The organism is Streptomyces sp. NPDC053541 (assembly GCF_044544705.1).
Classification (GTDB): domain Bacteria; phylum Actinomycetota; class Actinomycetes; order Streptomycetales; family Streptomycetaceae; genus Streptomyces.
In genome coordinates, this window is record NZ_JBITXM010000011.1 from 241,595 (window position 1) to 268,543 (window position 26,949).

Sequence of the window (26,949 nt, forward strand, 5' to 3'; positions counted from 1 at the left end):
CCCACCAAGGAAAACACGGTCGGGGCGGCCCGGCCGAATCCCGGCCGAATCCCGGCCGGATCCCCGGCCGTACCCCCGACCGGGAGCGGACCCCGCCGCCGCGACGGCGAGCGCGGAGCGGGCGGTGGACCCGACGGCAGGCTCGGCGGACGGCCGCTGCGGGGATTCCCCGCCCCGGCACCCTTCCCGCACCGCCGCGGTGTCCTGATCTCGGGTGAGATGTCGGGACGCGTACGGGCGTTGGAGCCGTAGGCCCCGCGGCCGAGGTCCGGACCGTGCGCACTCGCACACGGGCGAACCCCTACCCTGGGGCCCGCGACGGGGCGGAAGTCGAACAGTGCGACGAACGGGATGTGACAGGTGACGGCGGCGAACGGCGGGGATCTGGTCGGCGAGGTGCTGGGCGGGCGATACCGGGTGACCGCGACGATCGGCCGCGGCGGCATGGGCGTGGTCGCCAAGGCCGTGGACCAGCTGCTCAACCGCGAGGTAGCCGTCAAGGTCCTGCGCGCCTACACCGACGCCTCCCCGGCCGACCTCGCCGACCTGCGGGCCCGGATGCAGCGCGAGGCGCAGGCCGCCGCCCGCATCCGGCACGCCGGTGTGGTCACCGTGCACGACGTGATCGAGGAGCGGGGCCTGCCCGTCATCGTCATGGAGCTGGTCGACGGACCCTCCCTCGACGACGTGCTCGCCGAGCGCGGCTCGCTCGACCCGCGCGAGGCCGCCTCGATCGGCGCCCGGCTGATGGACGCGCTCGACGCCGCCCACCGGGCCGGCGTCCTCCACCGCGACGTCAAGCCCGGCAACGTCCTGCTCGAACGCGGCGGACGCGTCGTGCTCACCGACTTCGGCATCGCCAGCATGGACACCCCGGGCGACGAGGCCCTCGCCAAGCTGACCCAGAGCGGCCAGATCGTCGGCTCGCTCGACTACCTGCCGCCGGAGCGCGCCCAGGGCCAGGTCCCGGGCACCGCGTCGGACATCTGGGCACTCGGCATGACCCTGTACGCCGCGGTCGAGGGCGCCGCGCCCTTCCGCCGCACCTCGGTGTGGTCCACCCTCGCCGCGATCGTCGGCGAACCGCTCCCGGAACCCCGCCGCGCCGGACCCCTCACGCCGGTGCTGCGGGCCCTGATGGCCAAGGACCCTGCCCAGCGGCCCGACGCGGCACGGGCGCGCGAGATGCTGGAGGCGGTCGCCGCGGGCCGGGATCCCCACATCCCGGCGCCGCCCAGGCCTCAGCCCTTCGCCGCACCGCCGCAGGCCGGCGGACCCCAGACCTTCACGCCGCAGGCCGGCGGACCCCAGGCCTTCACGTCGCAGGCCGGCGGACCCCAGGCCTTCACGCCGCAGGCCGGCGGACCCCAGACCTTCACGCCCCAGGCCGGCGGACCCCAGGCCTTCACGCCCCAGGCCGGCGGACCCCAGACCTTCACGCCCCAGGCCGGCGGACTCCAGGCCTTCACGCCCCAGGCCGGCGGCCCGCAGGGAGTCGGACCCGCCGGTGCCGCGCCCGTCCCCGGGGCGTACGGCGCCCCGATGCCCGCTCCCGCGCCCGCCCCGATGACCGTGCCGCAGCCGGCCACGCCCTATCCGGCCACGCCGTACCCGGGCAGGCCGTCCCCAGGAGTGCCCGCGGGCCACGGGAGCCAGGCCGGCGGCGGCTCCGAGACGCGTACCACGGCGGACCGCGCCGGGCGCGTGCGCCGCACTCGTACCGTCGTGGCCGTGGCCGCCGCGACCATCCTGACCTGCGGGGGAGCCGCGTACGCCCTGATCGGCATGCGGGGCGACGACGGCGCCGAAGGCCCGGGCACGGCGCTTCCGGCCGCGAGCACGACGACGGGCGGGGACCCGTCCGACGGCGGTGGCCCGACGGACGGCCCGACGTCCCCCGGTGACCTGACGTCGATCAACCCCGGCGGGCAGCCGTCCACCACCCCGACGAAGAAGACCGGCGACCCGGACACGAAGCCCACGACGGCACCGGCCGGCGGCGACAAGCCCGGCGCGAGCCCGTCCGCCTCCACCTCCCCGAAGGCGACACCGAGCCCCACGGTGAAGGAGCCGGTCCCCGTCTCGACGGCCTGCACCGGATGGGCCCACTCCGACAAGAGCAGCGGCACCGGCCACGCCTCGCAGAACACCCACCTCTACACCGGCCCGTACGCGGACTGCTCCTATGTGACCGTGCTCAAGTCCGGCACCAAGGTCTCCTACGAGTGCTACGTCTCCAACGCCTACGCCAACAAGTGGATCTACGCCCGCATCGCGGGCACGAGCACCGAGGGCTGGGTGTTCGGCGACAAGTCGACTTTGGACGGCGGGACGCTCGCCCGCTGCTGACGCCGGTCCGGGCCGGTCCGGACCGGTCCGGGTCGACACCGGGCGACCCGCCCGGTCCGCTCAGATCGGTCCCACAGGACCACCGGCGCCGGCATCCGAGGCCGTGCCTCCGGCACCGCCCTGCCCGCCGACCCGGACGACGCCCGTCTCGTAGGCGAACACCACCGCCTGGGCGCGGCTGCGGAGGTTCAGCTTCGCCATGAGCCGGTGCAGATGCGTCTTGACGGTGGAGTCGCTGACACACAGGTGCTCGGCGATCTCCTCGTTGGCGAGGCCCTGGGCGACCAGACCGAGCACCTCGACCTCTCGCCCGGTGAGCACACTCGTCGCCCCGGTCCCGGGCGGCGCCGGCCGCGGGTGCTGCGGCGCGTCGGCCACGTGCCTCTGGACGAGCCGGCGGATCCGGGCCGGTGCCACCAGGAGGTCGGCGGAGAGGGTGGCCCTGACGGCGCCGATGAGCTGCTCGGGCGGCATGTCCTTCAGCAGGAAGCCGCTGCACCCGGCGCGCAGGGCCGCGTAGACGAACTCGTCCTCGTCGAAGGTGGTGAGCACCACGATCCGCGGGGCCGGTTCGAGACCGAGGGCGAGGATGCGCTCGGCGGCGGCGAGGCCGCTCAGCCGGGGCATGGAGATGTCCATCAGGATCAGGTCCGGACGGTGCTCGCGCGCCACCGCGACCGCTTCCTCGCCGTCCGCGGCCTCCAGGACCGGACCGAGGCCTTCCACCGTGCGCAGCAACGCGACGATGCCGGAGCGGATGAGGTGCTGGTCGTCCACCACCAGAATGCGGGCCACGGGGCTCCTCGGCATCGGGAGTTGCTCACGTCACGGATCAGCCGCCGCTCCGGTCCCGGCCCTGGGGGGTGTCCGTGTCCGGGGAGGCATCCTGCTCCAGCGGGAGACGGAGGCGTACCTGGAATCCGCCCCCCGGGCGCGCTTCGGCGGTCAACGAGCCGTGCCAGATTTTCGCCCGTTCCCGCATTCCGATCAAGCCGTGCCCGGATCCCGGAGCCCTCGCCGCCGCGTTCGCCGCAGCGCCCGGACCGGCTTCGGACGCCTCCGCGGGGCCGCCCTCGTCCCGTACGGTCACGCGCAGTTCGCGGTCCAGGAAGTCCACGGCGACCTCGGCCGCCCGCGCCGTGGAGTGCTTGACGACATTGGTGAGCGCCTCCTGGACGACGCGGTAGGCGCATAGTTCGATGCCGGGGTGCAGCCGCCACCGGGCCCCGGAGAAGCGGACCGTGACTCGCAGGCCGGCCGCCTCCAGGCGCTCCGCGAGCGCGGGGATGCGGTCGATGTCGGCGAGCAGGTCGTCGGGGATCGGCGCGGACGGGTCGTCCGGTACGAGCGGTGCGCGCGCCCCCTCCGTACCGCCGAGGTCGTACGTGCGCAGGACGACGAGGAGCCGGCGCAGATCGTCCAGGGTGTCGCGGCCGGCCGTGGCGGCGACGCCGAGGGCCTGGTGGGCGGCGGCCGGATCGGAGTGGAAGGTGTACTGCGCGAGGCCCGTCTGCAGGGTGACGATGGTCATGTGCTGCGAGATCGTGTCGTGGAGCTCGCGCGCGATCCGGAACCGCTCGTCGAGCACGGCCCGGCGGGCCTCCTGGCGCTGTTGCTCGTCGAGCAGGACCGTCAGCCGCCGCAACTCCGCGTTGCGCTGGGCGAGTCGGCGCTGCGAGAGCCCGAAGGCACCGGCCACGACGGGAACGATCAACGCCTGCACGCCCGTCACGGGCCACGGCAGCCGGCCGCACGCCCCGCTGAGGGCGATCACCGCGGCGAGCACCAGCCCACCGGCCACGACGTGGCCGCGGCGCTCCCGGGCGGCGACGGAGACGAACGCGATCGCCGGACACCAGAAGTTGATCGACGGCTGGAAGCCGAGGAGCAGGTACGCGGCGAAGCCGGTCGCCGAGAGCACCAGCACGCCGAGGGCGTGCCTGTCCCGGTAGGCGAGGGGCAGGGCGGTGAGCAGGGTGAGCAGATACGCCCACGGGCCGAACGGCTGCCAGGGTTCGGGGTGGTAGAAGGTGCCGATGAGGCAGCCGGCGACGGCGAAGCCGACGCCCAGGGCGGCCGCGGCCGGCCGCGGCCGGAGGGCCTGCGGGGCGGGCATCCGGACATGGTGGAAGACGGTCCCCAACTGCGCGTCCCTCAAAGGTGAGTCGAATGTGCTGCCGGCCTCGATGGTGACAGGCCGCCGCCCGACGGGGCGGGGCGCGCCCCCGTCGCGCGCCCCGCCCCGCCACCCCGCACCCCCGTGCCCCGACCCTAGGAGAGGGCGGGCGTGGCGGGCATCCGCCGGAGGTCCACGGGCTCCGTCGACCTGAGGAGTCGTCCGGTGGGGCGGGGTCAACCTGAGGCGTACGGCGCGTGCCCGGGGAGCGGCGAAGTTCCACCACGTGCGGGACGACGGCGGCCGGCGACCGTCCGTATCGTCGGCGCTCACGCGTCGTCGCAGTCGTCGGAGCATCGAGGACGCGCACACGCACACGCACACGCTCATGCACACGTAGACGTACACGCACACGTACACGGGGGAACCACCATGCGTACCGCGCACACCATCCTGAAGACCTGCGCACTGAGCGGCGCGGCCGTCGCCGTGCTGCTGTCGACCGCCGCCTGCGGCCCCGACTCCTCGACGGAGGGGACGAAGCCGGCACCGTCGAAGACGGCGAGCGCGAGTGCCGGCGGGAGCGCGACGACGAGCGCGCAGCCGTCCACCACGCCCAGCGGCGCGGCGAGTTCGAAGGCACCGAGCGGCGGATCCACCGCCGGAGACCCGGGCGGGAACGAGGACGGGAACGTCGGCGGCGACGGCGTCCCCGGCACCCCGTGCACCGACGACACCTTCACCATCACGGCGTCCACCTCGCCGCACGACTCGCTCCAGCACATCCTGCTCACCGCCACGAACACCGGTGACAAGCCCTGCGTGCTCGGCGGATACCCCGCCGTGGTCTTCGAGGACGCGACCCACCAGGCCACCGTCATGCCGTCCCAGCTTGAGGAGTTCCTCGTCGCACCGGGCAAGAAGGCCTACGCGGGCGTCCGCCTCTTCCGCGTCGACCGCCCGACCACCGCGGTGAAGAAGATGGGCGTCAGCCTCTCCCCGGACGGCTACGAACAGAACGTCCCCCTGCCGGGCGGCGCCGGCTTCGTGAACATCGACGACGACCCGAAGGTCACCTACTGGACGGCCAGCGAGGCCCTGGCGGTGAGGCAGTCCCTCGCCGAGTGACCGTACGGGCCCGGGGCCGGCCTCCCGGCCCCGGCCGCTCAGGCCCCCGCCCCCGCCTTCCCTCCGTCCCGTGGGACCGGTTCGCTGGAGCCGCGGAGGAGCAGGCGGGTGGGGACCATGACGGTGCGGGCGCGGGTGCGGTCGCCGTCGAGGCGGGCGAGGGCGAGGCGGGCGGCCGTTTCGCCGATGGTGGCCGGGTCCTGGGCGACGACGGTCAGGGCGGGTTCGAGGAGGTCGGCGAGGGGGAGGTCGTCGAAGGTGACCAGGGCGATGTCCTTGCGGCCCGCGCGGGTGAGCCCGGCGACGACGCCGAGGGCCATCATGTTGTTGCCGGCGAACAGCGCGGTGGGCGGGTTCGGCAGGTCCAGCAGGGCGGCGGTCTCGGCGGCGGCGCCCTCCTGGCTGTGGGCGCCGGTCACCAGCGTACGGTCGTACGGCAGTCCGGCCTCGGCCAGCGCCGCGCGGTAGCCGGAGAGCCGCTCGCGCCGGGTGTAGAGCTTGGCGGGGAGGTCGCCGACGAATCCGATCCTGCGGTGACCGCGGGCGATCAGGTGCGCGACGCCCTCGTGGACGCCGTCCCGGTTGGAGCTGACCACGCAGTCCGCGGACAGGCCGACCCCCGGCCGGTCGAGGAACACCAGCGGCAGCCCCGCCGCGCGCGCCGCCTTGAGGTGGGCGTGGTCGGCCCCGAACGCCGGGACGACCATGAGCATGCTGACCCGACGGGCCAGGAAGGTCTCGATCAGCGCGCGCTCGCGCTCGGGATCCTCGGCCGACGAGCCCATCAGCAGCGTCAGCCCGCGCTCGCGCACGACGTCCTCGATGCCGCCGGCGACCGTGCCGAAGAAGGGGTTGCCGAGGTCGGGCACGACCAGGCCGACGGTGGTGTCGGGGCCGCCGACGCGGATGTTGCGGGCCATCAGGTTCGGCTGGAAGCCGAGCTTCGCCACCGCCGCGAGCACGCGTTCCCGGGTCTGCGGGGAACTCGGGCCGTCCTCGTTGAGCACCCGGGACACCGTCTTGGCGCTGACGCCCACTTCCCTGGCGACGTCGGCCAGGGTGGGGCGGCGGTTCGCGGCCATGTTCCACCGTTCCTGTGCGTTCGTCGGGCCCGGCCCCCGTCCGGGGCCGGGCCCGCTGTCCTGACTGTGCGGCGGCCCTCCGGCCGACGCGGCGGCGCTGCCGGGCGGCGACTCAGGGGGCGGACACGCCTGCCGCCTGGGCGGCATCCGCGTCGGCAACGACCGTACCCCCATCATCGTCGATCTTGAGCGCCCCCGTCATGATGGCGACGACCTCCGCCATGGAGTGGTCGGACGGCCTGATCAACGCCTCCCGGCGGCCGAGCCGGTGGATGTGGATGCGGTCGGCGATCTCGAAGACGTGCGGCATGTTGTGGCTGATCAGCACGACCGGCATGCCCTTGTCGCGGACCCGGCGGATCAGGTCCAGGACCTGCCCCGACTCCTTGACGCCGAGCGCGGCGGTGGGCTCGTCCATGACCACGACGCTGGACGCCCAGGCCACCGCCCGCGCGACCGCCACGGCCTGCCGCTGACCACCGGACAGGGTCTCCACCGGCTGCGTCAGCGAGCGCAGCCCGATCTTGAGGTCGGCCATGTGCGCGGCGGCCTCCTGCCGCATGCGCTTCTTGTCGAGCATCCGCAGCGCACCACCCAGGAAGCCCGGCCGGCGCAGCTCGCGCCCGAGGAACATGTTGGAGGCGATGTCCATGGAGGCGGCGACCGCGAGGTCCTGGTACACGGTCTCGATGCCGTGCTGCCGGGCGCTCTGCGGCCCGGTGAACCTGATGGGCTCGCCGTTCAGCCGGATCTCGCCCTCGTCGGGGGTGATCGCCCCGGTGAGCGCCTTGATCAGGCTCGTCTTGCCGGCGCCGTTGTCGCCGATGACGGCCAGGACCTCACCGGGAAGCAGGTCGAAGTCGGCGCCGTCGATGGCCGTGACGTGGCCGTACCGCTTGACCAGGCCACGGGCTTGGAGCACGGGCGTGATGGTGGCGTCGGGAGTGCTCATCGGGCCTTCCTCCGGGAGATCTGGTCGACGGTCACGGCCAGGATCACCAGCACGCCGGTGATCAGGGTCTGGTAGATGGAGGCGACGCCCATCAGCTGGAGGCCGTTGCGGAACACCCCGACGATGAGGACGCCGATGAAGGTGCCGAGGACGGAGCCGCGCCCGCCGAAGAGGCTGGTGCCGCCGAGGACGACGGCCGTGATGCTGTCCAGGTTGTCGGTCTGGCCGGCCTGCGGGTCGCCGACGCCGGTGCGCGAGATCAGGAGCAGCGCGGCGATCCCGTAGACGAGCCCGGCGAGGGCGTAGAGGCCGATGGTCAGCCGGGACGTGCGGATGCCGTTGAGGCGGGCGGCCTCGGGGCTGTTGCCGAGCGCGTACACGTGCCGGCCCCACGACGTGTTGCCGAGGGCGTACGCGAAGAGCAGGAACAGGGCGATCGTGACGAGCGAGCCGTAGGTGATGTCGGTGTTGCCGAGCGGGAAGGTCTCGCCGAGGGCGGTCAGCGGGGCCGGCAGTCCGGTGATCGTCTGCTCGGCGGAGTAGATGTGGGTCAGGGCGAAGGCCACGTTCAGCATGCCGAGGGTCACGATGAACGGCGGCAGCGGGATCAGCCGCACCAGCAGGCCGTTGGCCAGGCCGAAGCCCGCGCAGACGACCAGACCGAGGGCGACGGCGGCGAGCGGCGGCAGACCGCCCTGGACGGCCGTCTTGGCGATGACGATGCTGCCGAACGCCATGACGGCACCGCAGGAGAGGTCGATGCCGGCGGTGAGGATGATCAGCGTCTGGCCGATGGCCAGCGTGCCGACGACCATGACCTGCTGCACGATCAGCGAGAAGTTCCCGCCGGAGAGGAACTGCTCGGTCGTCAGGGAGAAGAAGACGCAGGCCAGGAGCAGGGCGGCGAGCGGCCCGGCAGTCGGCGCGGTGAGCAGCCGGCGGACCGTGGTCGGCCCTTTCAGCTGGTCGTAGGGGAGGGCGGTGGCAGTCATGCGGGTCCTTGCCGTGATGGTGGAAGGGGGAGGACGGACGGGCGAGGCGGGAGGGGAGGGGACGGGAGGGGAGGGAAGGGGGCGGGTCGGGGGAGATCCGGGGGTACGGGGTTCGGGTGCGGGGCGGGGGCTCAGCCCCAGCACTTCTCCAGGCCGTAGGCGGTGCCCTTGGCCTCGACGCCCGGCTGGGCCGCGTCCGTGACGAGCGTGACGCCGGTGTCGGTGTAGCCGGAGACCTTGGTGCCGTTCTTCGCGAAGTCGGCGACCGCCTTGACGCCGCGCGAGGCCATGTCGAGCGGGTACTGCTGCGAGGTCGCGGCGATCTTGCCCTCCTTCACGGCCCGGGTTCCGGTGCAGCCGCCGTCGACCGAGACCACCAGCACCTTCTTCTCCAGGCCCTTCGCCTTCAGCGCGGTGTGGGCCCCGAGGGCGGCGGGCTCGTTGATCGTGTAGACGACGTTGATGTCCGGGTTCCGCTGGAGACAGTTCTCCATCGCCGTCTGGCCCTTGGCCTGGTCGCCGCCGGTGTCCTGCATGCAGACCACCGACGGGTCGCCCTCGGCGATGCCGAAGCCCTTGAGGAAGCCCTGGTGGCGCTGCACGCCCACGGCGACGCCGGGCGCGAGGTCCAGCGTGGCGATCCGGGCCGGCTTGCCGGCCATCGCCGCCTTGGCGTACCGGCCGATGAGCTCGCCCGCCTTGACGTTGTCGGTGGCGAAGAGGGCGTCGGTGGCGTCCTGCGGATCGGTCGGGCTGTCGAGCGCGATGACCAGCACGCCCTTGGCGCGCGCCTTGGCGAGGGCGGGGACGATCGCCTTGGAGTCGTTGGGGGTGATGAGGATGCCCTTCACCCCGGAGTTGACCATGTTCTCGATGGCGGTGACCTGGCCGGCGTTGTCGCCGTCGAACTTCCCGGCCGCGCTGACCAGTTCGACGCCGTTCTCCTTCGCCGCGCGCTCGGCGCCCTCCTTCATCTTCACGAAGAACGGGTTGGTGTCCGTCTTGGTGATCAGCCCGACCTTGGTCCCGCCGCCCGAGGCGCCCTGGGCTCCCGAGCCGCAGGCCGTCAGGGTCAGGGCCGACAGGGCGGCGAGCGCGGTGATGCCGAGGGGCGTACGCAGGGTGCGGACGTGGGCGTGAGTGCGGGTGCGGGCGCTGCGAGGCATGCGGAACTCCTGCTGGGCGAGGACGGGAAGGGAACGGGAACGGGACCCGGTCCGGGACGGAGCCAAGCGGTGGGGGTGCGGTGTCAACGTTGACTCATGTCATCGTTGACACCGCTTGCGGAGGATGATGAACTCCGTTGCCCGGAAACGTCAATGCCTTGGTGCCGTCACACATCGGCAACCTCGCCCCGCCCCCCCGGGCCGGGAGGGGCGCTTCCCGTGAGCCTCCGCACCTCCCCCGCACCGCCGCTCGCCCCCTTGTCGCACCCGTCGCACCCGCCGCACCCGGAGAGAACGCCATGAGCCTGCCCCTGCCCCGGCCCCTGCCCACGCCCTTGCCTCCTGCGTCGTCGGCGCCCCCGGTCACCGTCCTCGGCGAATGCGTCGCCGACGCCTTCACCGTCCCCGCGCCCGTGCCGGGCGAACTCGCCCTGCGGGTCCTGCCGGGCGGCGGTCCGGCCAACACGGCCGTCGCCCTCGCCCGGCTCGGCACGCCCGCCCGCCTCCTCGCCCGCCTGTCGGACGACGTCTTCGGCCGCCTGTTCCGCGCCCACCTGGAGGCCTCGGGCGTCGACCTCACCGCCGCCGTCCGCGCCCCCGAACCCAGCACCCTCGCCGTCGCCGAACTCGACGCCCAGGGCAGGGCCGCGTACTCCTTCCACGCCCAGGGCACCGCCGACTGGCAGTGGACGGCGCGGGAACTGTCCGCTGTCGACCTCGCCGGCGCCCCCTGCCTGCACGCGGGCTCCCTGGCCCTGGTCCGCGAGCCCGGCGGCGCGGTCGTCGAGGACTTCCTCGCCCGCGCCTCCGCCGCCGCGACCATCTCGCTCGACCCGAACGTCCGGCCGCTGCTCGTGGGGCTCGACGTCTACCGCGAGCGCCTGCAGCGCTGGTGCGCGTTCACGGACGTCCTCCGGCTGAGCGAGGACGACCTGGAACTGCTGCTGCCCGGCACCACGATCGAGCGCGCCTGCGACAGCTGGCACGCGGCCGGCGCCCCGCTCGTCGTCGTCACCCGCGGCGAGCGCGGCGCCGTCGCCTCCCTGAACGGCGAGCGGGCCGCCGTACCCGCGCCGCCGGCCGACGTGGTCGACACGGTCGGCGCGGGCGACTCCTTCACGGCGGGGCTGCTGCACCACCTCGGCGCCCGCGGGCTGCTCGGCGGGCGGCTGACCGGGCTCCGGCTGGACGACGTCGTCGACGCCTGTGCCTTCGCCGCCCGGGTCGCCGCCCTGACCTGCTCCGTCGTCGGGCCGAACCCGCCCTGGGCGAGCCAGTTGCCGCTCCCCGCGCCCGCGGCCGGGCAGGTGGCCGGACGCGCCGCCGGCTGAACGGGCGGCCGTCCTCGGCCCGACCCGCCCTCCCGGACCGACTCGTGCCCGCCCATTGACGAGCCGCCTGGCGTCCGCCCATCATCACTCCCCAACGGGGTGTCATCGCTGACAGGTGTCATCGATGACACCTGTGGGGGATTGCAATCCCGCCACCCTCCCGCCGCATTCCGGCCGCTTCCCGGCGCATCCCCCAGCAGCCCACCCGCATCCCCGTCCCCATGCCGCCCGCACCCCTCGCCCGTGCAGGAGAAACCATGAGTCCCGTCCCCGCACGCCGTCTTGTCCCCGCACGCCGTCGCGTCCCCCTGCGCCTCACCGCCGCTGCCGCCGCCGCGAGCTGCGCGCTCGCCCTCACCGCCGCCGCCCCGCCGGCCACGGCGGAGGACGGCCGGCCGTACACCGAGACGTACCGCCCCCAGTTCCACTTCAGCCCGGCGAAGAACTGGATGAACGACCCCAACGGACTGGTCTGGTTCAAGGGCGAATACCACCTCTTCTACCAGTACAACCCCGACGGCAACACCTGGGGCGACATGTCCTGGGGGCACGCCGTCAGCACGGACCTGGTGCACTGGCGGGAGCTGCCCCTCGCCCTCGCGCACGACGACCAGGAGATGGTCTTCTCCGGCAGCGCCGTCGTCGACCACGACAACACCACCGGGTTCGGCACCCGGGAGAACCCCGCGATGGTCGCCGTCTACACCAGCCACTTCAAGAACGGCGGCAAGCAGGCCCAGTCCCTCGCGTACAGCACCGACCGCGGCCGCACCTGGACCAAGTACGCGGGGAACCCCGTCCTCGACATCGGCTCGACGGAGTTCCGCGACCCCAAGGTGCAGTGGTACGCGCCCACCCGGAGCTGGCTGATGACCGTGTCGCTGTCCGCCGAGCACAAGGTCCGCTTCTACTCCTCCAAGGACCTGAAGCACTGGACGCACCTGAGCGACTTCGGCCCGCGGAACGCGGTGGGCGGCGTGTGGGAGTGCCCCGACCTCTTCCCGCTGCCCGTCGACGGCGACCCCGGACGCGTCAAGTGGGTGCTCGTGGTCAACCTCAACCCCGGTGGTATCGCGGGAGGTTCGGGCGCCCAGTACTTCGTCGGCGACTTCGACGGCACCCGCTTCACCTCCGACGACGACGGCTCGTACACGCCGCCGCCCGGAGTCGTGACGCAGGACTTCGAGGGCACCGACTACGGAGGCTGGCGGACCACCGGCACCGCCTTCGGCGACGGACCGGTCCCCGCCCCGGCGCCGGGGACGTCGGGGACGAGCGGCTACGAGGGCACCGGGTTCGTCGACAGCTTCCACCACGGCGACGACGAGACCGGAACCCTCACCTCACCGCCCTTCACCGTCGACAGCGACTACCTCAACTTCAAGGTCGCCGGCGGCCGCCACCCCCACGTCCCCGGCTCGGTGCAGGGCCCGTCGCCCGCGCCGCCGGGGGAGGTCCTCGCCGACTTCGAGCAGCAGGGGTACGGCTCCTGGACCGCCACCGGCACCGCCTTCGGCACCGGCCCCGCCCACGGCACCCTCCCCGGCCAGAACCCCGTGACCGGCTACGAGGGCGAGGGCCTGGTGAACAGCTTCCTCGGCGGCGACGCCACCACCGGAACCCTCACCTCGCCCGATTTCACCCTCACCGCCCGCTACCTCAACCTCCTCGTCGGAGGCGGCCGCCACCCCTCGGGCTCCGACGCCCCCACCGCCGTCCGGCTCGTCGTCGACGGCCGGACCGTCCGCAGCGCCACCGGCACCGACTCCGAGGAACTCAACTGGACCGCCTGGGACGTCGGCGACCTCGCCGGCCGGACCGCGCACCTGGAGGTCGTCGACCGCAACACCGGCGGCTGGGGCCACATCCTCCTCGACCGGGTGACACTCTCCGACACCCCGGCGCACCCCCGCTCCACCGAGACCGCCGTCAACCTCCTCGTCGACGGGCAGGTCGTCCGGAGCGAGACCGGCGACGACAGTGGCAGCCTCGACTGGGCCTCCTTCGACCTCCGCCCGTACCGGGGCAGGCAGGCCGTCGTCCAGATCGTCGACATGAACCGCGGCGGCTGGGGCCACGTCCTGGCCGACCACTTCGTCGCCGCCGACCGGCCCGCGGTCCCGAGCGTGCGGCGGGCCTCCTGGCTCGACCACGGCAAGGACTACTACGCGGCCGTCTCCTGGGAGAACACCCCCGACGGCAGGCGCCGCATGATCGGCTGGATGAACAACTGGCAGTACGGCAACGCCATCCCGACCTCCCCCTGGCGCAGCGCCCAGAGCATCCCGCGCGAGATGGCCCTGCGCACGGTGAACGGCCGCCTCCGGCTCACCCAGCGGCCCGTGCCCACGATCGAGTCGCTGTACGACGGGCCCGCGGTGGAAGCCCGGGACGTCACCGTCACCGAGGGCTCCGCGCCCCTGGCCGAGGGCCGCGCCGACGGCACGGCCCTCGACATCCGCGCCACCTTCTCCCCGGGCGACGCCGAGCGCTTCGGCCTCACGGTCCGCACCGGGAACGGCGAACAGACCGTCATCGGCTACGACACCCGGACCCGGGAGCTCTACGTCGACCGCACCCGCTCGGGCGCCGTCGACTTCCACGACGACTTCCCCGGCGTCCAGCGCGCCCCGCTGAGCCCGCGCGGCGACGGAAGGATCGAACTGCGCGTCCTGGTCGACTGGTCCTCCGTCGAGGTCTTCGGCGGCGCCGGTGAGACCGTCATCACGGACCAGATCTTCCCGAGCCCGAGCAGCGACGGACTCCGCCTCTTCGCCGAGGGCGGCACGGCCCGCCTGGACGCGGCGACGGTACGGCAGGTGCGCTCGTACCGCGACTGACCCGGCGGCCGTCACCGGGCCCGGCCGCACCTGGCGCGGCCGGCGTACCGGATAGGGTTCCCCGGGTTCCGCGTACGAGCGGACGAGCGAACGAAGGGGGAGCGCCGTGCGGCGGAGGACGGTGATCGGGATCGGGGCGGGGGTGGCCGTCCTGCCCGCCTGGTGGATCCTGCGGCAGGTGGGCGAGGGCGCCGACCCGGCCTGGCACACCGAGACCGAGCCGCTGGAGCGGGCGTTCCCCGTGCTGGGGCCGCTCACCGACGCCCGGTGGGTGAGCAGCCGGGACAACGAACGGGGCCTGCCGTCACCGGAGTTGGTGATCTCGGGCCTCGCCCGGCTGGCGCCGGGCCGGCTCGACGAGCTGACCGCGGCGCACGTCTTCGTCGACGGCGGGCCCGCGGGCGACTTCGACGCGTGGTTCGAGAAGCCGCTCAAGGGCGAGGGCCCGGAGGATCCGCGGTGGATCCGGTCGGACGCGCTCGACCGGGAGGGGAACGGGCACTCCACCGACCTGTGGTTCGACCGACGCAGCGGGACCGTCCGCTTCCGGGCCCTCGACCCGTACGGCTGACACGCGGTGCGGGCCGGGCTCTCGGTCCGCGAATGGCCCACTCGGATCGTGCCCAAGTGGTCCGGACGTCCGGACGGTCGGGGACTACGGTGGGCACCATGACGACAAGATCGACTCCGGTCGGCCGGCCCGCACCCGTCGCCCTGTCCGAGGCGCCCCGGCGCCAGGCCCGCAACTCCGCCGCGTTCTGGACCGCCGTCGGCCGGTCCCGGGGGCACGCGGTGATCCGGCGCCGCGGATTCGTCGCGGTCGAGGGGGACGCGCGCGCGGGCACCCGGATCCTGATCCAGGAGCCCGAGCTCGCGTCCGGCGAACTCGCCGAGGTGGGCGAGCTGGTGCGCCGCGCCGCCGGGCCGGTGAACGCGGAGGATCCGTACAGCTCGACCGACCTGGGCCGACTGGCCCTGCGCAGCTGGCAGATGCCGGTCATGCTGCGCCCGCCCGGGCCCGTCGCCGAACCGGCGCTGGACGTGGTCCGGGTCGGGCGGTCCGAGGACCTGCGGGCGGCGGAGCGGATCGTGATCGAGGGCTTCGAGCTCACCGGATTCGAGCCGTACCGCCCGGGAGAGCTGTTCCCGGCAGCGCTCGTCGAGCACCCGGGCGTCGACGTGTTCGTCGCCCTCGTCGACGGCGTGCCCGCGGGCGCCTGCGTCAGCCTTCTCGACGACGGCGTCGGCAGCCACTACTGGGTCGGCACCTCGCCCGCCTTCCGCTCGCGCGGCGTGGGCCGGGCCGTCATGCTCGGCTCGCTCGCCACGCTCGCGCACCTGCCCGCCACCCTCACCGCGTCGAAGCTGGGACGGCCGCTGTACGAGTCCCTGGGCTACACCGCCGCGGGACCGTCGACCTGGTGGGCCTCCGTTCCCGCGACGCCGTAGCCGCCGTAGGGGCGCGGTCGCGGAGGCCCGCCGGGGAACCGGTCACGCGCCCGGGTTCTGCAGGCGGGCCAGGGTCTCCGCGAGGGTGCGCCAGACCTCGGCCGCGAGGTCCGTGTTGAGGGACTCGTTGGCCTCGCGGGCCAGGGTGCGCAGGGTGTCGACCGCCTCCTCGGGACGTCCCTCGGTGGCGAGGATCTGGCAGCGCAGGACGTCGAGCCTGACCCGGTCGCGGAAGGAGAGGAGCAGTTCCTCCTCGGCGAGCCGTTCGCACAGCGCCCGCGCGTCGGCGGTGCGGCCCTGCTGGAAGGCGAGGTGCGCCCGGAGCGCCGAGCGCTCCTGCTGGTGGAGCGGGGTTCCCACCAGGCCGAGGGCCGTCTCCGCCTCCTGGAGGCGGAGACTCGCGGCCTCGGTCCTGGCCGGTTCCACCTGGAGGTAGAGCGACGCGGCGGCGAGCCTCAGGCGCATCCACAGCATCAGGTCGTCGTGGCTGTCGAGGTCCTGGAGGGCCTGCTCCAGGAGGCCCTGGGCCCCCGTCAGGTCCCCTTGGCGCATGCGCACGGTGGCGGCCGCCCAGGCGGCCTCGACCGGCAGGGTGCCGGAGGAGTCCTTCACCAGCGCGCACAGTTCGTCGGCGTGGGCGCGGGCGTCCGAGAGCCGGCCGGCCTCCGCCTCGGCGGACACCACGGCCAGCAGGGCCGTCGCCGTGTCGCGGGTGGGCAGGTCGTGCTGCCGGGCGATGCGGAAGGCCTCGGCGGAGAAGGCGTAGGCCTGCTCGTTGTCGCCCAGGGCGCGCATGCAGCGCGCGGTCTGGGTGCGGGCCCGGGTGCGGAGCTCCGGCATGTCCAGCTCGTCCGCGAGGCGCGTCAGCTCCCGCAGGTGGTCGAGCTCCTCGGCGTACTGTCCGCTGCGGCTCCGGATGCGGGTCAGCAGCCACAGCGCCTGCCAGCGCAGCGCCGGGCTGTGGTCGCCGGCCGCGGCGAGGGCGTCCGCGAGGGCGGTGGCGGCCTCGTCGCTCCGGTCGGGGGAGGAGGTGACCCGGGCGAGGACGTGGGCCAGTGACCCCGTTTCGACCTCGGCGAAGGTGGAGGCGGGCACGCCGAGCCGCTCGGCCAGATACGCCACGACCCGGTCCGTGGGCGGGCGGGCCCCCGACTCCAGTCGCGACAAGTAGCCGGTCGAGATCTCGTGGCCCGCGAGCGCGGCCTGGGACAGGCCGCGCTCCAGTCGGAGCTCCCTGAGTCGTCTCCCGAAGATCGGCTGTTCCAGCATCCGTCCCATCCCGCCAAGCCTCCCACCAGCCACGATGCCGGGGAGACTGTAGTGACCCGTCTCTGCGATCGAACCGACACCCGGCGGGTCCGCTCCGGGATGTGGCGGTCCGCCCCTCGTGGTGTGACGGCGACCCGATCGTGTGAACCGAGTACGACGCCCGGCGCGGCCCTCCGACGGAGGTCACCCACCTCGGGGCCGCACGTGCATGGTGAACATAGTTCCTTTTCCCCCGTCTGGCAACCTGATGTTTCCAGATTTGGCAACATCGCGGGTGATGCTCGCGGGGGTCCGCCGTCGTCGGCCATGGAGTGTGTCGTACTTCCGTGTTCGGGGCCTCGGGGTGCCCCGTCGGGGGAGAGGTCCGTGATCGTCCGGGCGTGCGTTCGTGGAGGGGCCGAACTCCTCCCCCGGCAACCCATTGCCTTGGACGTGACGAACTTGACCATCCAGCTTGGCAAGTTGTTGCCAACCGGCGACAAGGTGGGCTAGCTTTCCAGCGCAATCGCTCGGCATGTCCCTGACAGCAGTGAACCCATGGGGGATTCCATGAAGGTGTTGCTCCACGTCGCCCGCCTCTCCGGCGCGGCCGTTCTGGGCGCGATCGTGATCCTGAGCCTCCAGCACGCCGGCGACGCTCCGGCCGGTCACCGACTCGCGGCCGTCGCCGAGCCGCAGGCCGCGCAGGACGAGATCGACTGGCCGTAGCGGGTGTCGCTCTCCCAGGCCCCCGGACGGAGCCCCGCGCTCCGGCCGTCCGCTCGTCCCTCACGCCCTTGAGAAAACGGATCCGGGAATGAACGCTTCCTCAGTCGCCAGAATCGACATCGTCGTTCAGCACATCGCCTCGTTCCGCATCGACCCGGCGGTCCTCGCCCGCCCCGACCGCACCACCGCCCTGATCGTCAGCCCCGCGCACCGGGAGAAACTCACGGCACGAGGCCGGGAGGACGTGTTCGACCGGATCGTCGTCCTCGACGACTTCGCTCCGCAGGCCGTGACCGAGGCCGTCAGCCGCCTCCTGGAGGACGGCGGCTTCGACCCCGCCCAGGCCCGTCTCCTCTGCCACGACGAATACGCGCTCGGCACCGTGGCGCAGGTCCGCGAGAAGCTCGGCATCCCCGGCGACCTGCCCGCGAGCCTCGCACCCTTCACCGACAAGCTCGCGATGAAGGCCGCGCTGCGCGACAGCGGCGTCAGGATGCCACGCCACACGCGGTGGGACGCCGACGCCTACCGCGAGGACCCCGACACGTACCCGGAGACCGTCGCCCGGACCGTGGGCCTGCCCGCCTTCGTCAAACCGGTCAACGAGTCCGGCAGCGTCGGCGCCGCACGCCTGGACACCCTCGACGAGCTGCGCGCCTGGGCTCGCAGCCACACCGACGAATACGTCTACGAGGTCGACGAGTTCCTGCGGGGCACCCTCTACCACGTCGACACCGCCGTCCACGACGGCGAGATCGTCCACGTCCGCGTCAACCAGTACCTCCACCCCTGCCACGAGTACGCGGACGGCCGCATCTGCGCGACCTTCACCCTGCCGGACGCGCACGAGCACCACGCACGGCTGACCTCGTTCAACCGGCAGGTCCTCGACGCGCTGACCGGCAAGCCGCGCTCCGGGGTCTTCCACCACGAGGTCTTCGTCACCCCGGCCGGCGAGCCGGTCTTCCTTGAGATCGCGGCACGCGCCCCCGCCGCCCTCGCCCCGGCCACCGGACGCATCCGCTGGGGCCTGGACATCGAGGAGGCCCACTTCAGGCTCCAGCGCGGGGAAGAGGTCCACGCCCCCGCCCGGCCCGGCCCCTTCGCCGCCTTCGCCTACTTCCCCAAGCGCGCCGGCGAGGTGGTGGAACTCCGCCGGCCCCCGCTCGACTCGTCCCACCGCTGGACCTGGAACGTCGCGGTCGGGGACCACCTGACCGACCCCACCGACATCCGGGACTTCGCCGCGTCCGTCCTGTTCTGGAACGACGACTTCGACGCGCTGCAGCGCGACCTGGAGCGGCTCGACCGGCACACCGCCCTGATCACCCGATGACACCCGGCCCGCACCGGCCGGGGCACGCCCGATCCAAGGAGAGGCAATGAAGTTCATCGACTACGACTTCGTCTTCACCGAGACCGAGGTCCGGAACCTGCGCGACGCCCTGCTCGAGGTGACCGCGCACCCCTATTCCGGTTTCGACGCCTTCATGGACGAGCTCGCCACCCTGCGCGGCGACCACCGGCTCCCGACCCGCTTCGTGGACTTCTGCGAGGCGTCCATGCTCCGCGACTTCACCCAGGAGCCGTTCGTCGTCATCGGCAACGCGCCGATCGACCCGGAACTCCCGCGCTTCACCAGCGCCGACCCGGTGGGGGAGAAGTACCGGCTGAAGAAGAGCTTCGTCGGCGAGGGCTTCCTCGGCCTCTACGCGATCCTCACCGGAACCGAGATCATCGGCCACCTGAGCGTCAACGACGGCGACTTCTTCCACGACATCTACCCGAAGGAGTCGATGTTCGACTCCCAGTCGCAGAAGACCCTCAAGACCCTCCGTTTCCACCGCGACTTCACCAACCACTTCGTCTGCCCGGACTTCGTCAACACCCTCACCCTGCGCGACACGCCGGAGAACGAGGTCTACTCGACGTTCACCATCACCGAGCACGCCGTGCGCGACCTGAGCGACCGGGACGTCGAGATCCTCAGGTCCCCCCGCTTCTACACGCCGTTCGACGACGTCTCGACCACCAACTCCCGGGTGAAGCTGGGCCGGGCCAAGGACCACCCGGTGCTCATCGAGGAACAGGGCGCCAAGGTCTTCGAGGGCCGCACCGAGGGGCTCGACGAGGAGGCCCAGGGCGCCCTCGACCGGTTCGTCGAGGCCCTCCACCGCAACAAGCTGGTCCGCGTCTCGCGCCCCGGCGACTCGGTGACCTTCTCCAACCACCACGTCATCCACGGCCGCGAGGTCCACGAGATCAAGGACATCGACTCCCTCAAGCAGCGCTGGCTGCTGAAGACCCACAACGTCCACAGCCTCCACGCCTTCGAGGAGTTCTTCCTCGAGGACCGGTTCGGCGTCGTCAACGGGTAACGGGAGCAGCAGTGATCATCGTCACCGGGGCCGGCCGCGGGATCGGCGCCGCCATCGCCCGGACGCTCGCCCCCACCGGGCGTCCGGTGTGCATCAACTACGCCCACAGCCGCGAACCGGCCGAGGCCCTCGCCGCGGAGATACGGCGGGGCGGAGGCACCGCCCTCGCCGTACGGGCGGACGTGTCCGAGGAAGCGGACGTCATCCGGCTCTTCGACACGGCGACCGCCGAGCTGGGCCCGGTGACGGCACTGGTCAACAACGCCGGCACCACCGGCGGCCTCGCCCGCGTCACCGACCTCAGGATCGAACAGGCCGACGCCGCGTACCGGTCCGTCCTGCGCAGCGTCCTGCTCTGCACCCGCGAGGCCGCCCGCCGCATGGCGACCAGCCGGGGCGGCAAGGGCGGCGCCATCGTCAACATCTCCTCCACCGGAGCCCGTACCGGCGGAGGCACGGAATGGGTCCACTACGCGGCGCTCAAGGCCGCCGTCAACACCCACACCTGGGGAGCCGCACAGGAACTGGCGGCCGACGGCATCCGCGTGAACGCCGTCGCCCCCGGACTCGTCCAGACCGACCTGCACCAGGACAACGGCGTCCCCGACCGGCCGGAGCGCCTCCGGCCCACCGTCCCCCTCGGCCGCATCGGCACCCCCGAGGACATCGCGGAGGCCGTGCGCTTCCTGCTCTCCGACGCCTCCTCCTACACCACCGGAGCGGTGCTCGACGTCGGCGGCGGCCGCTGAAGCCCCGCCCCACCGCACTCCCACCCCCAGAAACGGCAGGAGTCCCATGTCCGACCGACCGTCCCCCACGATGCTCGAGCCCCACACCCTGACCGACCTGCAGACCCCGCCCCACGTCATCACCCGCGGAGAAGGCGTCCGGGTCTGGGACGCCGAGGGCCGCAGCTACCTCGACGGCGTCGCCGGACTGTGGTGCGTCACCCTCGGCTACAGCGAGCCCCGCCTCGTCCGGGCGGCCACCGAACAGATGGCCAAGCTGCCCTTCTACGGCTCCTTCAACCACCGCACCAACGACGTCGCCCTCGCGCTGGCCGACGACCTCGCCCGCGTCGCGCCGATCCCCATGGGCCGCACCTTCTTCGCCAACTCCGGCTCCGAGGCCAACGACAGCGCCGTCAAGTTCGCCTGGTACTACCACCAGAGCCTCGGCCGGCACCACCGCACCAAGATCCTCTCCCACCACCGCGGCTACCACGGCACCACCACGGCCGCCGGATCCGCCACCGGCCTCGCGCACGTCCACCACGGCTTCGGCATCCCCCTCCCGCAGTTCCTGCGCCTCCACTGCCCCGACCCGCTCTCGTCCTGCGCGCACGGGCTGACCGAGGAGCAGTTCGTCGACTGGCTCGTCCGCCGCCTCGAGGACCTGATCGCCGACGAGGGCCCCGACACCATCGCCGCCTTCATCGCCGAACCGATCCTGGGCGCAGGCGGACTGATCATCCCTCCCGCGGGCTACTACCACCGCGTCCAGGAGGTCCTCGCACGCCACGACATCCTCTTCATCGCCGACGAGGTCATCACCGGATTCGGACGCACCGGATCGCTCTTCGCCACCACCGAGTTCGACCTCCGGCCGGACATGATCACCCTGGCCAAGGGCCTGTCCTCGGCCTATCTGCCGATCTCCGCGGTCATGGTCGGCGAACGGGTCTGCGCCGCCCTCGCCGAGGGAGCCCAGCGCTTCCACGCCTTCGGCCACGGCTTCACCTACTCCGGCCACCCCGTGGCCGCGGCCGTCGCCCGGGAGACCCTCGCCATCGTCCGGGAACGCGACATCCCCGGCCACGTCCGCGCCACCGCCCCCACCCTCGCCAACGCCCTGGACAAGTTCCGCGGCGCCGACCTCGTCCGTGACGTCCGCGCCTACGGCCTCCTCGGCGCCGTGGAGTTCGACCCGGCCGCCGCCGGCCTCGGCCCGGGACAGCTGGGACCGCGCCTGCTCGACGCCGCCGCGGACCACGGCCTCCTGCTGCGCGCCATGGGCGACACCGTCGTCTTCGCGCCACCCCTGATCAGCACCCCGGCCGAGATCGAGACCATGGTCGAGCGCCTCGCCGACGCCCACGAGCAGGTGCTCACCGAACACCGGGCCGGCCAGGGCACCAGGGAGCGCTGATGGGCATCGGCATCCGCGCCACCGGATCCTTCCTGCCCGAGCGCGTCGTCACCAACCAGGAGCTCGAAGCCGTCGTCGACACCACCGACGCGTGGATCGTCGCCCGCACGGGCATCCGCGAACGGCGGCGCGCCGACGACGGAACCGTCAGCTCCGACCTCGGCGCGGCCGCCGGACGCCGCGCCCTCACCCGGGCCGGCCTGCGGTCCGAGCAGGTCGACGGCCTCATCGTCGCCACCTCGTCCCCCGACTACGTCCAGCCCGCGACCGCCTGCTCCCTCCAGACCAAGCTCGGACTGGGCACGGTGCCGTCCTTCGACGTCTCCGCCGTGTGCACCGGCTTCATCTACGCCCTGGTGTCCGGCACCGGGCTGATGCACACCTTCCCCCAGTACGAGCGGATGCTGGTCGTCGGCTGCGAGGTCTACAGCCGGATCCTGGACTACCGGGACCGCACCACCTGCGTCTTCTTCGGAGACGGTGCCGGCGCCGTCGTACTCGAACACGTCCCCGACGGCTACGGGGTGCTCGGCACGCACCTCATGGCCGACGGCACCCAGCTCGACGTCGTCGGCATCCCCGCCGGCGGCGCCGTCGAACCGGTCACCGCCGACGGCGTCGACGTCGGCCGGCACCGCTTCCGCATGGACGGCCCGCGCGTCTGGGACTTCGCGACCCACGCCCTGCCCGCCGTGGTCAAGGAGGCCCTCGCCGCCGCCGACCTGAGCGTCGAGGACATCGACCACCTCATCACCCACCAGGCCAACGCCCGCCTCATCGAAGCCGTCGGCGCCGCCCTCGGAGTCCCCTCCCACAAGGTGCCCCTCACCGTCGACCGCTACGGCAACACGGCGGCCGCCTCCGTCCCCATCACCCTGGACGAGGCCGTCACCGCCGGCCGCGTCCGGCGGGGCGACATCGTCGTCCTCGCCTCCGTCGGCGGCGGCATGACGGCCGGCGCCGTCGTCCTGCGCTGGTACTGAGCCCCACTCCGACCACCCTCACACGAAGGACCACACCGTGACCGTCGCCCTCATGCCTCCGCAGGAACTCGCCCTGGAGGACCAGTTCGCCGACCTCGCCGCACGCCACGTCGCCCCCCGCTCCGTCCAGGCCTACGAAGCCGAGGTCCTCGACCGCCTCGCCTGGCGGCGCATGGCCGCCGACGGACTGTGGCGCATCGGCGTGCCCGTCGAACTCGGCGGAACCGGAGGAACCTGGCGGGACCTGGCCACCGCCATCGCCGGCATCGCGCGCGGCAGCGACGACCTCGGCTTCACCCTGTCCCTGATCGCCCACGCCGGCCTCGTCCGCGCCCTGGTCGAGCACGGCACCGCCTGGCACCACCGCCACATCCTGCCTCCCCTCATGCGCGGAGCCATCGGCGCGACCGCGCTCACCGAACCGCACGGCGGATCCGACGTCGCCCGGACGCGCACCGTCGCCCGCCGCGCGGACGACGGCTGGTACCTCACCGGGACCAAGGACCACATCACCAACGCCCCGGTCGCCGACCGCGCCCTCGTCCTGGGCCGCATCCCCGACCTCGGCCGCCGCGACATCACCCTGTTCCTCGTCAACCTCCGCAGCCCCGGCGTCCGGCGCGGCTCCCCCGAGGAACTGCTCGGCCTGCGCACCAGCCCCACCGGCGCCCTCCACCTCGACGACGTCTTCCTCCCCGAGGAGGCCGTCCTCGGCCGCCCGGGCGAGGGGCTCGCCACGCTCTACGACATCATCAGCTTCGACCGCGCCCTGTACGGGCTCGTCGCCGCCGCCTACCTGGAACCGCGCCTCGACGCGGTCCTCCGCTTCAGCCGGGAGCGCGAGGCCTTCGGTGCGCCGATCCTCGACCACCAGTACGTCCAGGGCCGCATCACCGACATCCGCATCACCATCGAGACCGCCCGCGCCGTCTCCCTCGCCGGCATCGACGCCCTCGTCGCCCGCGACCCCGAGGCCTCCCTGCGCTGCTCCGTCGCCAAGCTCATCGGCTCCGAAGGCCTGGTCGAGGCCGCCGAGAACCTGATGCGCCTCCAGGGCCACACCGGATACATGCGCGGGGACGTCAGCCGCGACCTCCAGGACGCCCTCGGCACCCTCATCGCCGGCGGCACGAGCGAGATGCAGCGCAAGAACATCCTCAACCAGATGCTCGCCACGAGGAGGCAGGCCTGATGCGCACGCCCCGGACCGGCGCCCGCGCCGCGTACACCCACACCGTCAGGACCGAGGACAGTGCCACCCACTGGGGCAACGAGCTGCCCGTCCTGGCCACCCCCGTCCTGCTGTGGCTCGGCGAGGTCGCCTGCATGAAGGTCGTCGAAGACGCCCTCGACGAGGGCGAGATGACCGTCGGCTACGCCCACACCGACGCCCGCCACCTCGCCGCCACCCCCGTCGGCTGGACCGTCACCGTCGAGGCCACCCTCACCCGGGCCGAGGACGGCATGCTCACCTTCGAGGTCGAGGCCCGCGACGCCCAGGACGTCGTCTTCCGCGGCACGCACGTACGGGCCCTGATCGACCGGGAACGGTTCGTCAGGCGCTTCGACCGCAAGGCCCTGCGCGGCGAGACGGCCGAGGCGCGCCCGTGACCTCGTCCCCGCCCACCGCACCTCCGCTCCGCCCGGCCCCCCGACGGCGGGAGAACCCCTTCCTCTCGCTGTGGGGGAGCGCGGGAAGCGCCACCCTCGCGGACGGCATCTACCAGGTCGCCCTGCCCATCGCCGCCCTGCGGCTGGGCAGCGGCCCGGAATCGGTGGCCGTCGTCTACACCGCGACACGCCTGCCCTGGGCCCTGGTCGCGCTGCACGCCGGCGTCCTGGTCGACCGGATGGACCGCCGGCTGCTGATGCTGGTCGCCAACGCCGTCCGCACCCTCATGCTCGTGGCGGGCGCCCTCGTGGTGACCCTCGACGCCGGAGGAGTGGGCGCGCTCGCCGCCGTGGCCTTCGTCCTCGGCGTCGCCGAGACCGTCGGCGACACCGCGATGCACAGCATCACCCCGCGCGTGGTCCCCGAGGCCGAGCTCGAACGCGCGAACAGCCGCCTCCAGGCCACCGAACTGGTCACCAACCTCTTCCTCGGCCCCTCGCTCGGCGGAGTCCTGGCCGGCCTGGCCCTCGGCTGGGCGTTCGGCGCCGTCGCCCTGCTCTACCTGGCGGCGGCCCTCTCGGCGGCACGACTCGCCCGCGTACCACCCCGGCCCGCCGCCGACGCGGCACGCGCCACCGTCCGCGACGGCCTCGCCTTCCTCTTCACCCGCCCCCGGCTGGCCGTCTACGCCGTCGGTGTCGGCATGCTCAACGTCGCCTACGGCGCCTTCCAGACCGCCATGCCGGTGATCGCGCTGCGCCCCGGCCCGCTGGACCTGACGGAGGCGCAGTTCGGCCTGCTGCTCGGCTCCGCCGGACTCAGCGGCCTCGCCGCCGGACTGCTGGCACCCGCGGTGCTCCGGCGGGTCGGCAGCCGCACCAGCATGCTCCTCGGCGTCGGCGGGCTGGCCACGGGGATCGCCCTGCCCGGACTCACCGCCGGCCTCCCGCTCGTCGTCACCGGCATGGTCTGCACCGGACTCCTCGTCCTGGTCAACGTCGTGACCGTCTCCTACCGCCAGCGCGCGGTGCCGGACCACCTCCTCGGCCGGGTCACCGCGGCCTACCGCCTCCTCGCGTTCGGCGGGCTGCCGCTGGGCTCCGCCCTCGCCGGCGTCGTGGGAGCGGCGGCCTCACCGCACACCGTGCTCGTCGGCGCCGGAGTCCTCGTGGCCGGCGCGGGCCTCGTCATGACCGCCGTCACTCCGGCCACCCGCCACCTCGCACGAAAGGACAGCCGATGACCTCACCCCCGGCCCCCGCGCCCTCCGCCGAGGCACTCGACGCACTCCCGGCATCCGTCCAGACGCTCATCGGCGGGACCGGCCACCTGTACGCGAGCCGGGACTGGCTCCGCGTGGAGGAGCAGGTGGCAACGGAGCCGCCGCTCTACGCCTGGGTCGACGGCGACAGCGCCGGCGACGGCGACGGACATGGCGACGGCGCCGGTGCCGGCACCGGCGCCGGCCGGGGCGGTGCCGACGGCGACGGGACGGCCTTCGCCGCCGCGTACCGCTTCGACGCCGACAGCAACCCCTGGCCCTACGCCCGGCTCGACCTCTTCCTCCGCCAGCTCGGCCTCGGAGAGGTCGAGGCCGAGGCGGTGCTCCCCGCGTACCTGCTCGGCGGACGCCGTCCGGGGCACAGCAGGGTCCTCACCACGGGGCGGCCCGCAGCCCGCGCCGCCCTGCTGACGCGACTGGTCGGCCACGCGGCCGAAGCGGCCGCCGCCCGCGGCGCGGCGAGCCTCGCCGCGCTCTACTGCGACCGCTCCGACGACGACCTGGCCGCCGCCTTCGCCGCACACGGCGGAGTCCGGGTCGACTCGTACACCTCCTTCGTCCTCGACCTCCCGGGCAGCAGCTGGGACGACTGGCTCGCCTCCCTGCCCCGCAAGCGGCGCCAGAACGAGATCCACGACAGCCGCAAGCTGGCCGAGAGCGGCGTCCACTACTCCATCGCCCCCCTCACCCACGCCGACATCGACTGGATCGTGCCGCTGGAGCTGGACCTCTACTCCAAGTACGGCAACGACTACCTGGTCGACGAGGCCCGCGCCCTGCACCGGGCCTACCTCGACCGCCTCGGCCCCGACGCCCTGCTGCTGCGGGCCGAACGCGACGGCGCACCGGTCGGATTCGTCTCCCTGGTGCGCAAGGGCGACACGCTCTACCTGCGGCAAGCCGGCTTCGACCAGGAGGCCTGCGCCGGCACGCCGGTCTACTTCGGCGCCGTCTTCCACGCCGCGGTCCAATGGGCGTACGCGCACGGCATCACGAGCGTCGACTACTCGATCTCGGCCGACGAGGTCAAGTTGCGCCGCGGCTGCCGTGCCCTGGAACGGGACGCCTGGATCCTGCCCCTGAGCCAGGGCGCACGGGACGCGCTGCGCGCGCTGCGCTGACGCACGGGGGGGGAGGAGCCCGGGCCGGCCCTTCCCCCGCCGA

At 73.2% G+C, this 26,949-nt stretch carries 23 protein-coding genes; 16 read left to right on the forward strand and 7 right to left on the reverse strand.

Going from position 1 to position 26,949, the window contains the following annotated elements:
- The first annotated feature begins 360 nt into the window (after positions 1-360).
- Positions 361-2,349 carry a protein kinase gene (locus tag ACIGW2_RS27740; protein WP_399846714.1) on the forward strand — a complete coding sequence of 663 codons (1,989 nt, stop codon included), beginning with the start codon at positions 361-363 and terminating at the stop codon, positions 2,347-2,349.
- Positions 2,350-2,409: 60 nt separating this feature from the next.
- On the opposite strand, the gene ACIGW2_RS27745 is transcribed toward ACIGW2_RS27740, so the two are convergent.
- On the reverse strand, positions 2,410-3,144 hold the full coding sequence (locus ACIGW2_RS27745) for a response regulator (protein ID WP_391655518.1): 735 nt from the start codon (positions 3,142-3,144) through the stop codon (positions 2,410-2,412).
- A gap of 37 nt (positions 3,145-3,181) precedes the next feature.
- A complete protein-coding gene (locus tag ACIGW2_RS27750; RefSeq protein ID WP_399846716.1) occupies positions 3,182-4,465 on the reverse strand; it encodes a sensor histidine kinase in 1,284 nt (427 codons plus the stop codon).
- 432 nt (positions 4,466-4,897) lie between these two features.
- Between ACIGW2_RS27750 and ACIGW2_RS27755 the strand changes: the two genes are divergently transcribed.
- The gene (locus tag ACIGW2_RS27755; RefSeq protein ID WP_399846717.1) at positions 4,898-5,593 is read left to right on the forward strand and encodes a DUF4232 domain-containing protein; all 696 of its coding nucleotides are present in this window, start codon (positions 4,898-4,900) and stop codon (positions 5,591-5,593) included.
- Between the two features lie 38 nt (positions 5,594-5,631).
- On the opposite strand, the gene ACIGW2_RS27760 is transcribed toward ACIGW2_RS27755, so the two are convergent.
- From ACIGW2_RS27760 to ACIGW2_RS27775, 4 genes are all read right to left on the reverse strand, one after another.
- Complete coding sequence (locus ACIGW2_RS27760) at positions 5,632-6,675, reverse strand: LacI family DNA-binding transcriptional regulator (protein WP_399846718.1); 1,044 nt, start codon at positions 6,673-6,675, stop codon at positions 5,632-5,634.
- Between the two features lie 112 nt (positions 6,676-6,787).
- Entirely contained in the window at positions 6,788-7,627 is an 840-nt protein-coding gene (locus ACIGW2_RS27765) for an ATP-binding cassette domain-containing protein (RefSeq protein ID WP_391655523.1), read from the reverse strand.
- A complete protein-coding gene (locus ACIGW2_RS27770; RefSeq protein WP_399846719.1) occupies positions 7,624-8,619 on the reverse strand; it encodes an ABC transporter permease in 996 nt (331 codons plus the stop codon). Before ACIGW2_RS27770 ends, ACIGW2_RS27765 begins: the two co-directional genes overlap by 4 nt.
- Before the next feature lie 131 nt (positions 8,620-8,750).
- Positions 8,751-9,785 (reverse strand): sugar ABC transporter substrate-binding protein, encoded by a 1,035-nt coding sequence (locus tag ACIGW2_RS27775; RefSeq protein WP_399846720.1) that lies wholly within the window; start codon positions 9,783-9,785, stop codon positions 8,751-8,753.
- Positions 9,786-10,084: 299 nt separating this feature from the next.
- Between ACIGW2_RS27775 and ACIGW2_RS27780 the strand changes: the two genes are divergently transcribed.
- From ACIGW2_RS27780 to ACIGW2_RS27795, 4 genes are all read left to right on the forward strand, one after another.
- A complete protein-coding gene (locus tag ACIGW2_RS27780; RefSeq protein ID WP_399846721.1) occupies positions 10,085-11,116 on the forward strand; it encodes a carbohydrate kinase in 1,032 nt (343 codons plus the stop codon).
- A 257-nt stretch (positions 11,117-11,373) separates the two neighbouring features.
- Entirely contained in the window at positions 11,374-13,956 is a 2,583-nt protein-coding gene (locus tag ACIGW2_RS27785) for a GH32 C-terminal domain-containing protein (RefSeq protein ID WP_399846723.1), read from the forward strand.
- 106 nt (positions 13,957-14,062) lie between these two features.
- Positions 14,063-14,527, forward strand: a complete 465-nt coding sequence (locus ACIGW2_RS27790) for a hypothetical protein (RefSeq protein ID WP_391655528.1) — start codon at positions 14,063-14,065, stop codon at positions 14,525-14,527.
- A gap of 98 nt (positions 14,528-14,625) precedes the next feature.
- Positions 14,626-15,405 carry a GNAT family N-acetyltransferase gene (locus ACIGW2_RS27795; RefSeq protein WP_399846724.1) on the forward strand — a complete coding sequence of 260 codons (780 nt, stop codon included), beginning with the start codon at positions 14,626-14,628 and terminating at the stop codon, positions 15,403-15,405.
- Between the two features lie 42 nt (positions 15,406-15,447).
- On the opposite strand, the gene ACIGW2_RS27800 is transcribed toward ACIGW2_RS27795, so the two are convergent.
- Positions 15,448-16,683, reverse strand: a complete 1,236-nt coding sequence (locus ACIGW2_RS27800; protein WP_391655530.1) for a helix-turn-helix domain-containing protein — start codon at positions 16,681-16,683, stop codon at positions 15,448-15,450.
- A 540-nt stretch (positions 16,684-17,223) separates the two neighbouring features.
- Here ACIGW2_RS27800 and ACIGW2_RS27805 point away from each other — a divergent pair.
- From ACIGW2_RS27805 to ACIGW2_RS27850, 10 genes are all read left to right on the forward strand, one after another.
- Positions 17,224-17,382: a hypothetical protein gene (locus tag ACIGW2_RS27805; protein WP_361581551.1), complete on the forward strand. Its 159-nt coding sequence runs from the start codon at positions 17,224-17,226 to the stop codon at positions 17,380-17,382.
- A gap of 88 nt (positions 17,383-17,470) precedes the next feature.
- Positions 17,471-18,718, forward strand: coding sequence for an acetyl-CoA carboxylase biotin carboxylase subunit family protein (locus tag ACIGW2_RS27810; RefSeq protein WP_399846725.1), 1,248 nt, complete (start codon positions 17,471-17,473; stop codon positions 18,716-18,718).
- Between the two features lie 46 nt (positions 18,719-18,764).
- A complete protein-coding gene (locus ACIGW2_RS27815; RefSeq protein WP_361581545.1) occupies positions 18,765-19,760 on the forward strand; it encodes a hypothetical protein in 996 nt (331 codons plus the stop codon).
- Between the two features lie 11 nt (positions 19,761-19,771).
- Positions 19,772-20,509 (forward strand): SDR family oxidoreductase, encoded by a 738-nt coding sequence (locus tag ACIGW2_RS27820; RefSeq protein WP_361581543.1) that lies wholly within the window; start codon positions 19,772-19,774, stop codon positions 20,507-20,509.
- Between the two features lie 70 nt (positions 20,510-20,579).
- Positions 20,580-21,908: an aminotransferase gene (locus tag ACIGW2_RS27825; protein WP_399846726.1), complete on the forward strand. Its 1,329-nt coding sequence runs from the start codon at positions 20,580-20,582 to the stop codon at positions 21,906-21,908.
- Entirely contained in the window at positions 21,908-22,891 is a 984-nt protein-coding gene (locus tag ACIGW2_RS27830; protein ID WP_391655533.1) for a 3-oxoacyl-ACP synthase III family protein, read from the forward strand. The genes ACIGW2_RS27825 and ACIGW2_RS27830 overlap by 1 nt, the downstream gene beginning before the upstream one ends.
- A 37-nt stretch (positions 22,892-22,928) precedes the next feature.
- Positions 22,929-24,083 carry an acyl-CoA dehydrogenase family protein gene (locus ACIGW2_RS27835; protein WP_391655534.1) on the forward strand — a complete coding sequence of 385 codons (1,155 nt, stop codon included), beginning with the start codon at positions 22,929-22,931 and terminating at the stop codon, positions 24,081-24,083.
- Complete coding sequence (locus ACIGW2_RS27840) at positions 24,083-24,502, forward strand: thioesterase family protein (RefSeq protein WP_391655535.1); 420 nt, start codon at positions 24,083-24,085, stop codon at positions 24,500-24,502. Before ACIGW2_RS27835 ends, ACIGW2_RS27840 begins: the two co-directional genes overlap by 1 nt.
- The gene (locus tag ACIGW2_RS27845) at positions 24,499-25,746 is read left to right on the forward strand and encodes an MFS transporter (RefSeq protein WP_399846728.1); all 1,248 of its coding nucleotides are present in this window, start codon (positions 24,499-24,501) and stop codon (positions 25,744-25,746) included. Before ACIGW2_RS27840 ends, ACIGW2_RS27845 begins: the two co-directional genes overlap by 4 nt.
- Entirely contained in the window at positions 25,743-26,906 is a 1,164-nt protein-coding gene (locus ACIGW2_RS27850) for a GNAT family N-acetyltransferase (protein WP_399846730.1), read from the forward strand. Before ACIGW2_RS27845 ends, ACIGW2_RS27850 begins: the two co-directional genes overlap by 4 nt.
- Positions 26,907-26,949: the final 43 nt, after the last annotated feature.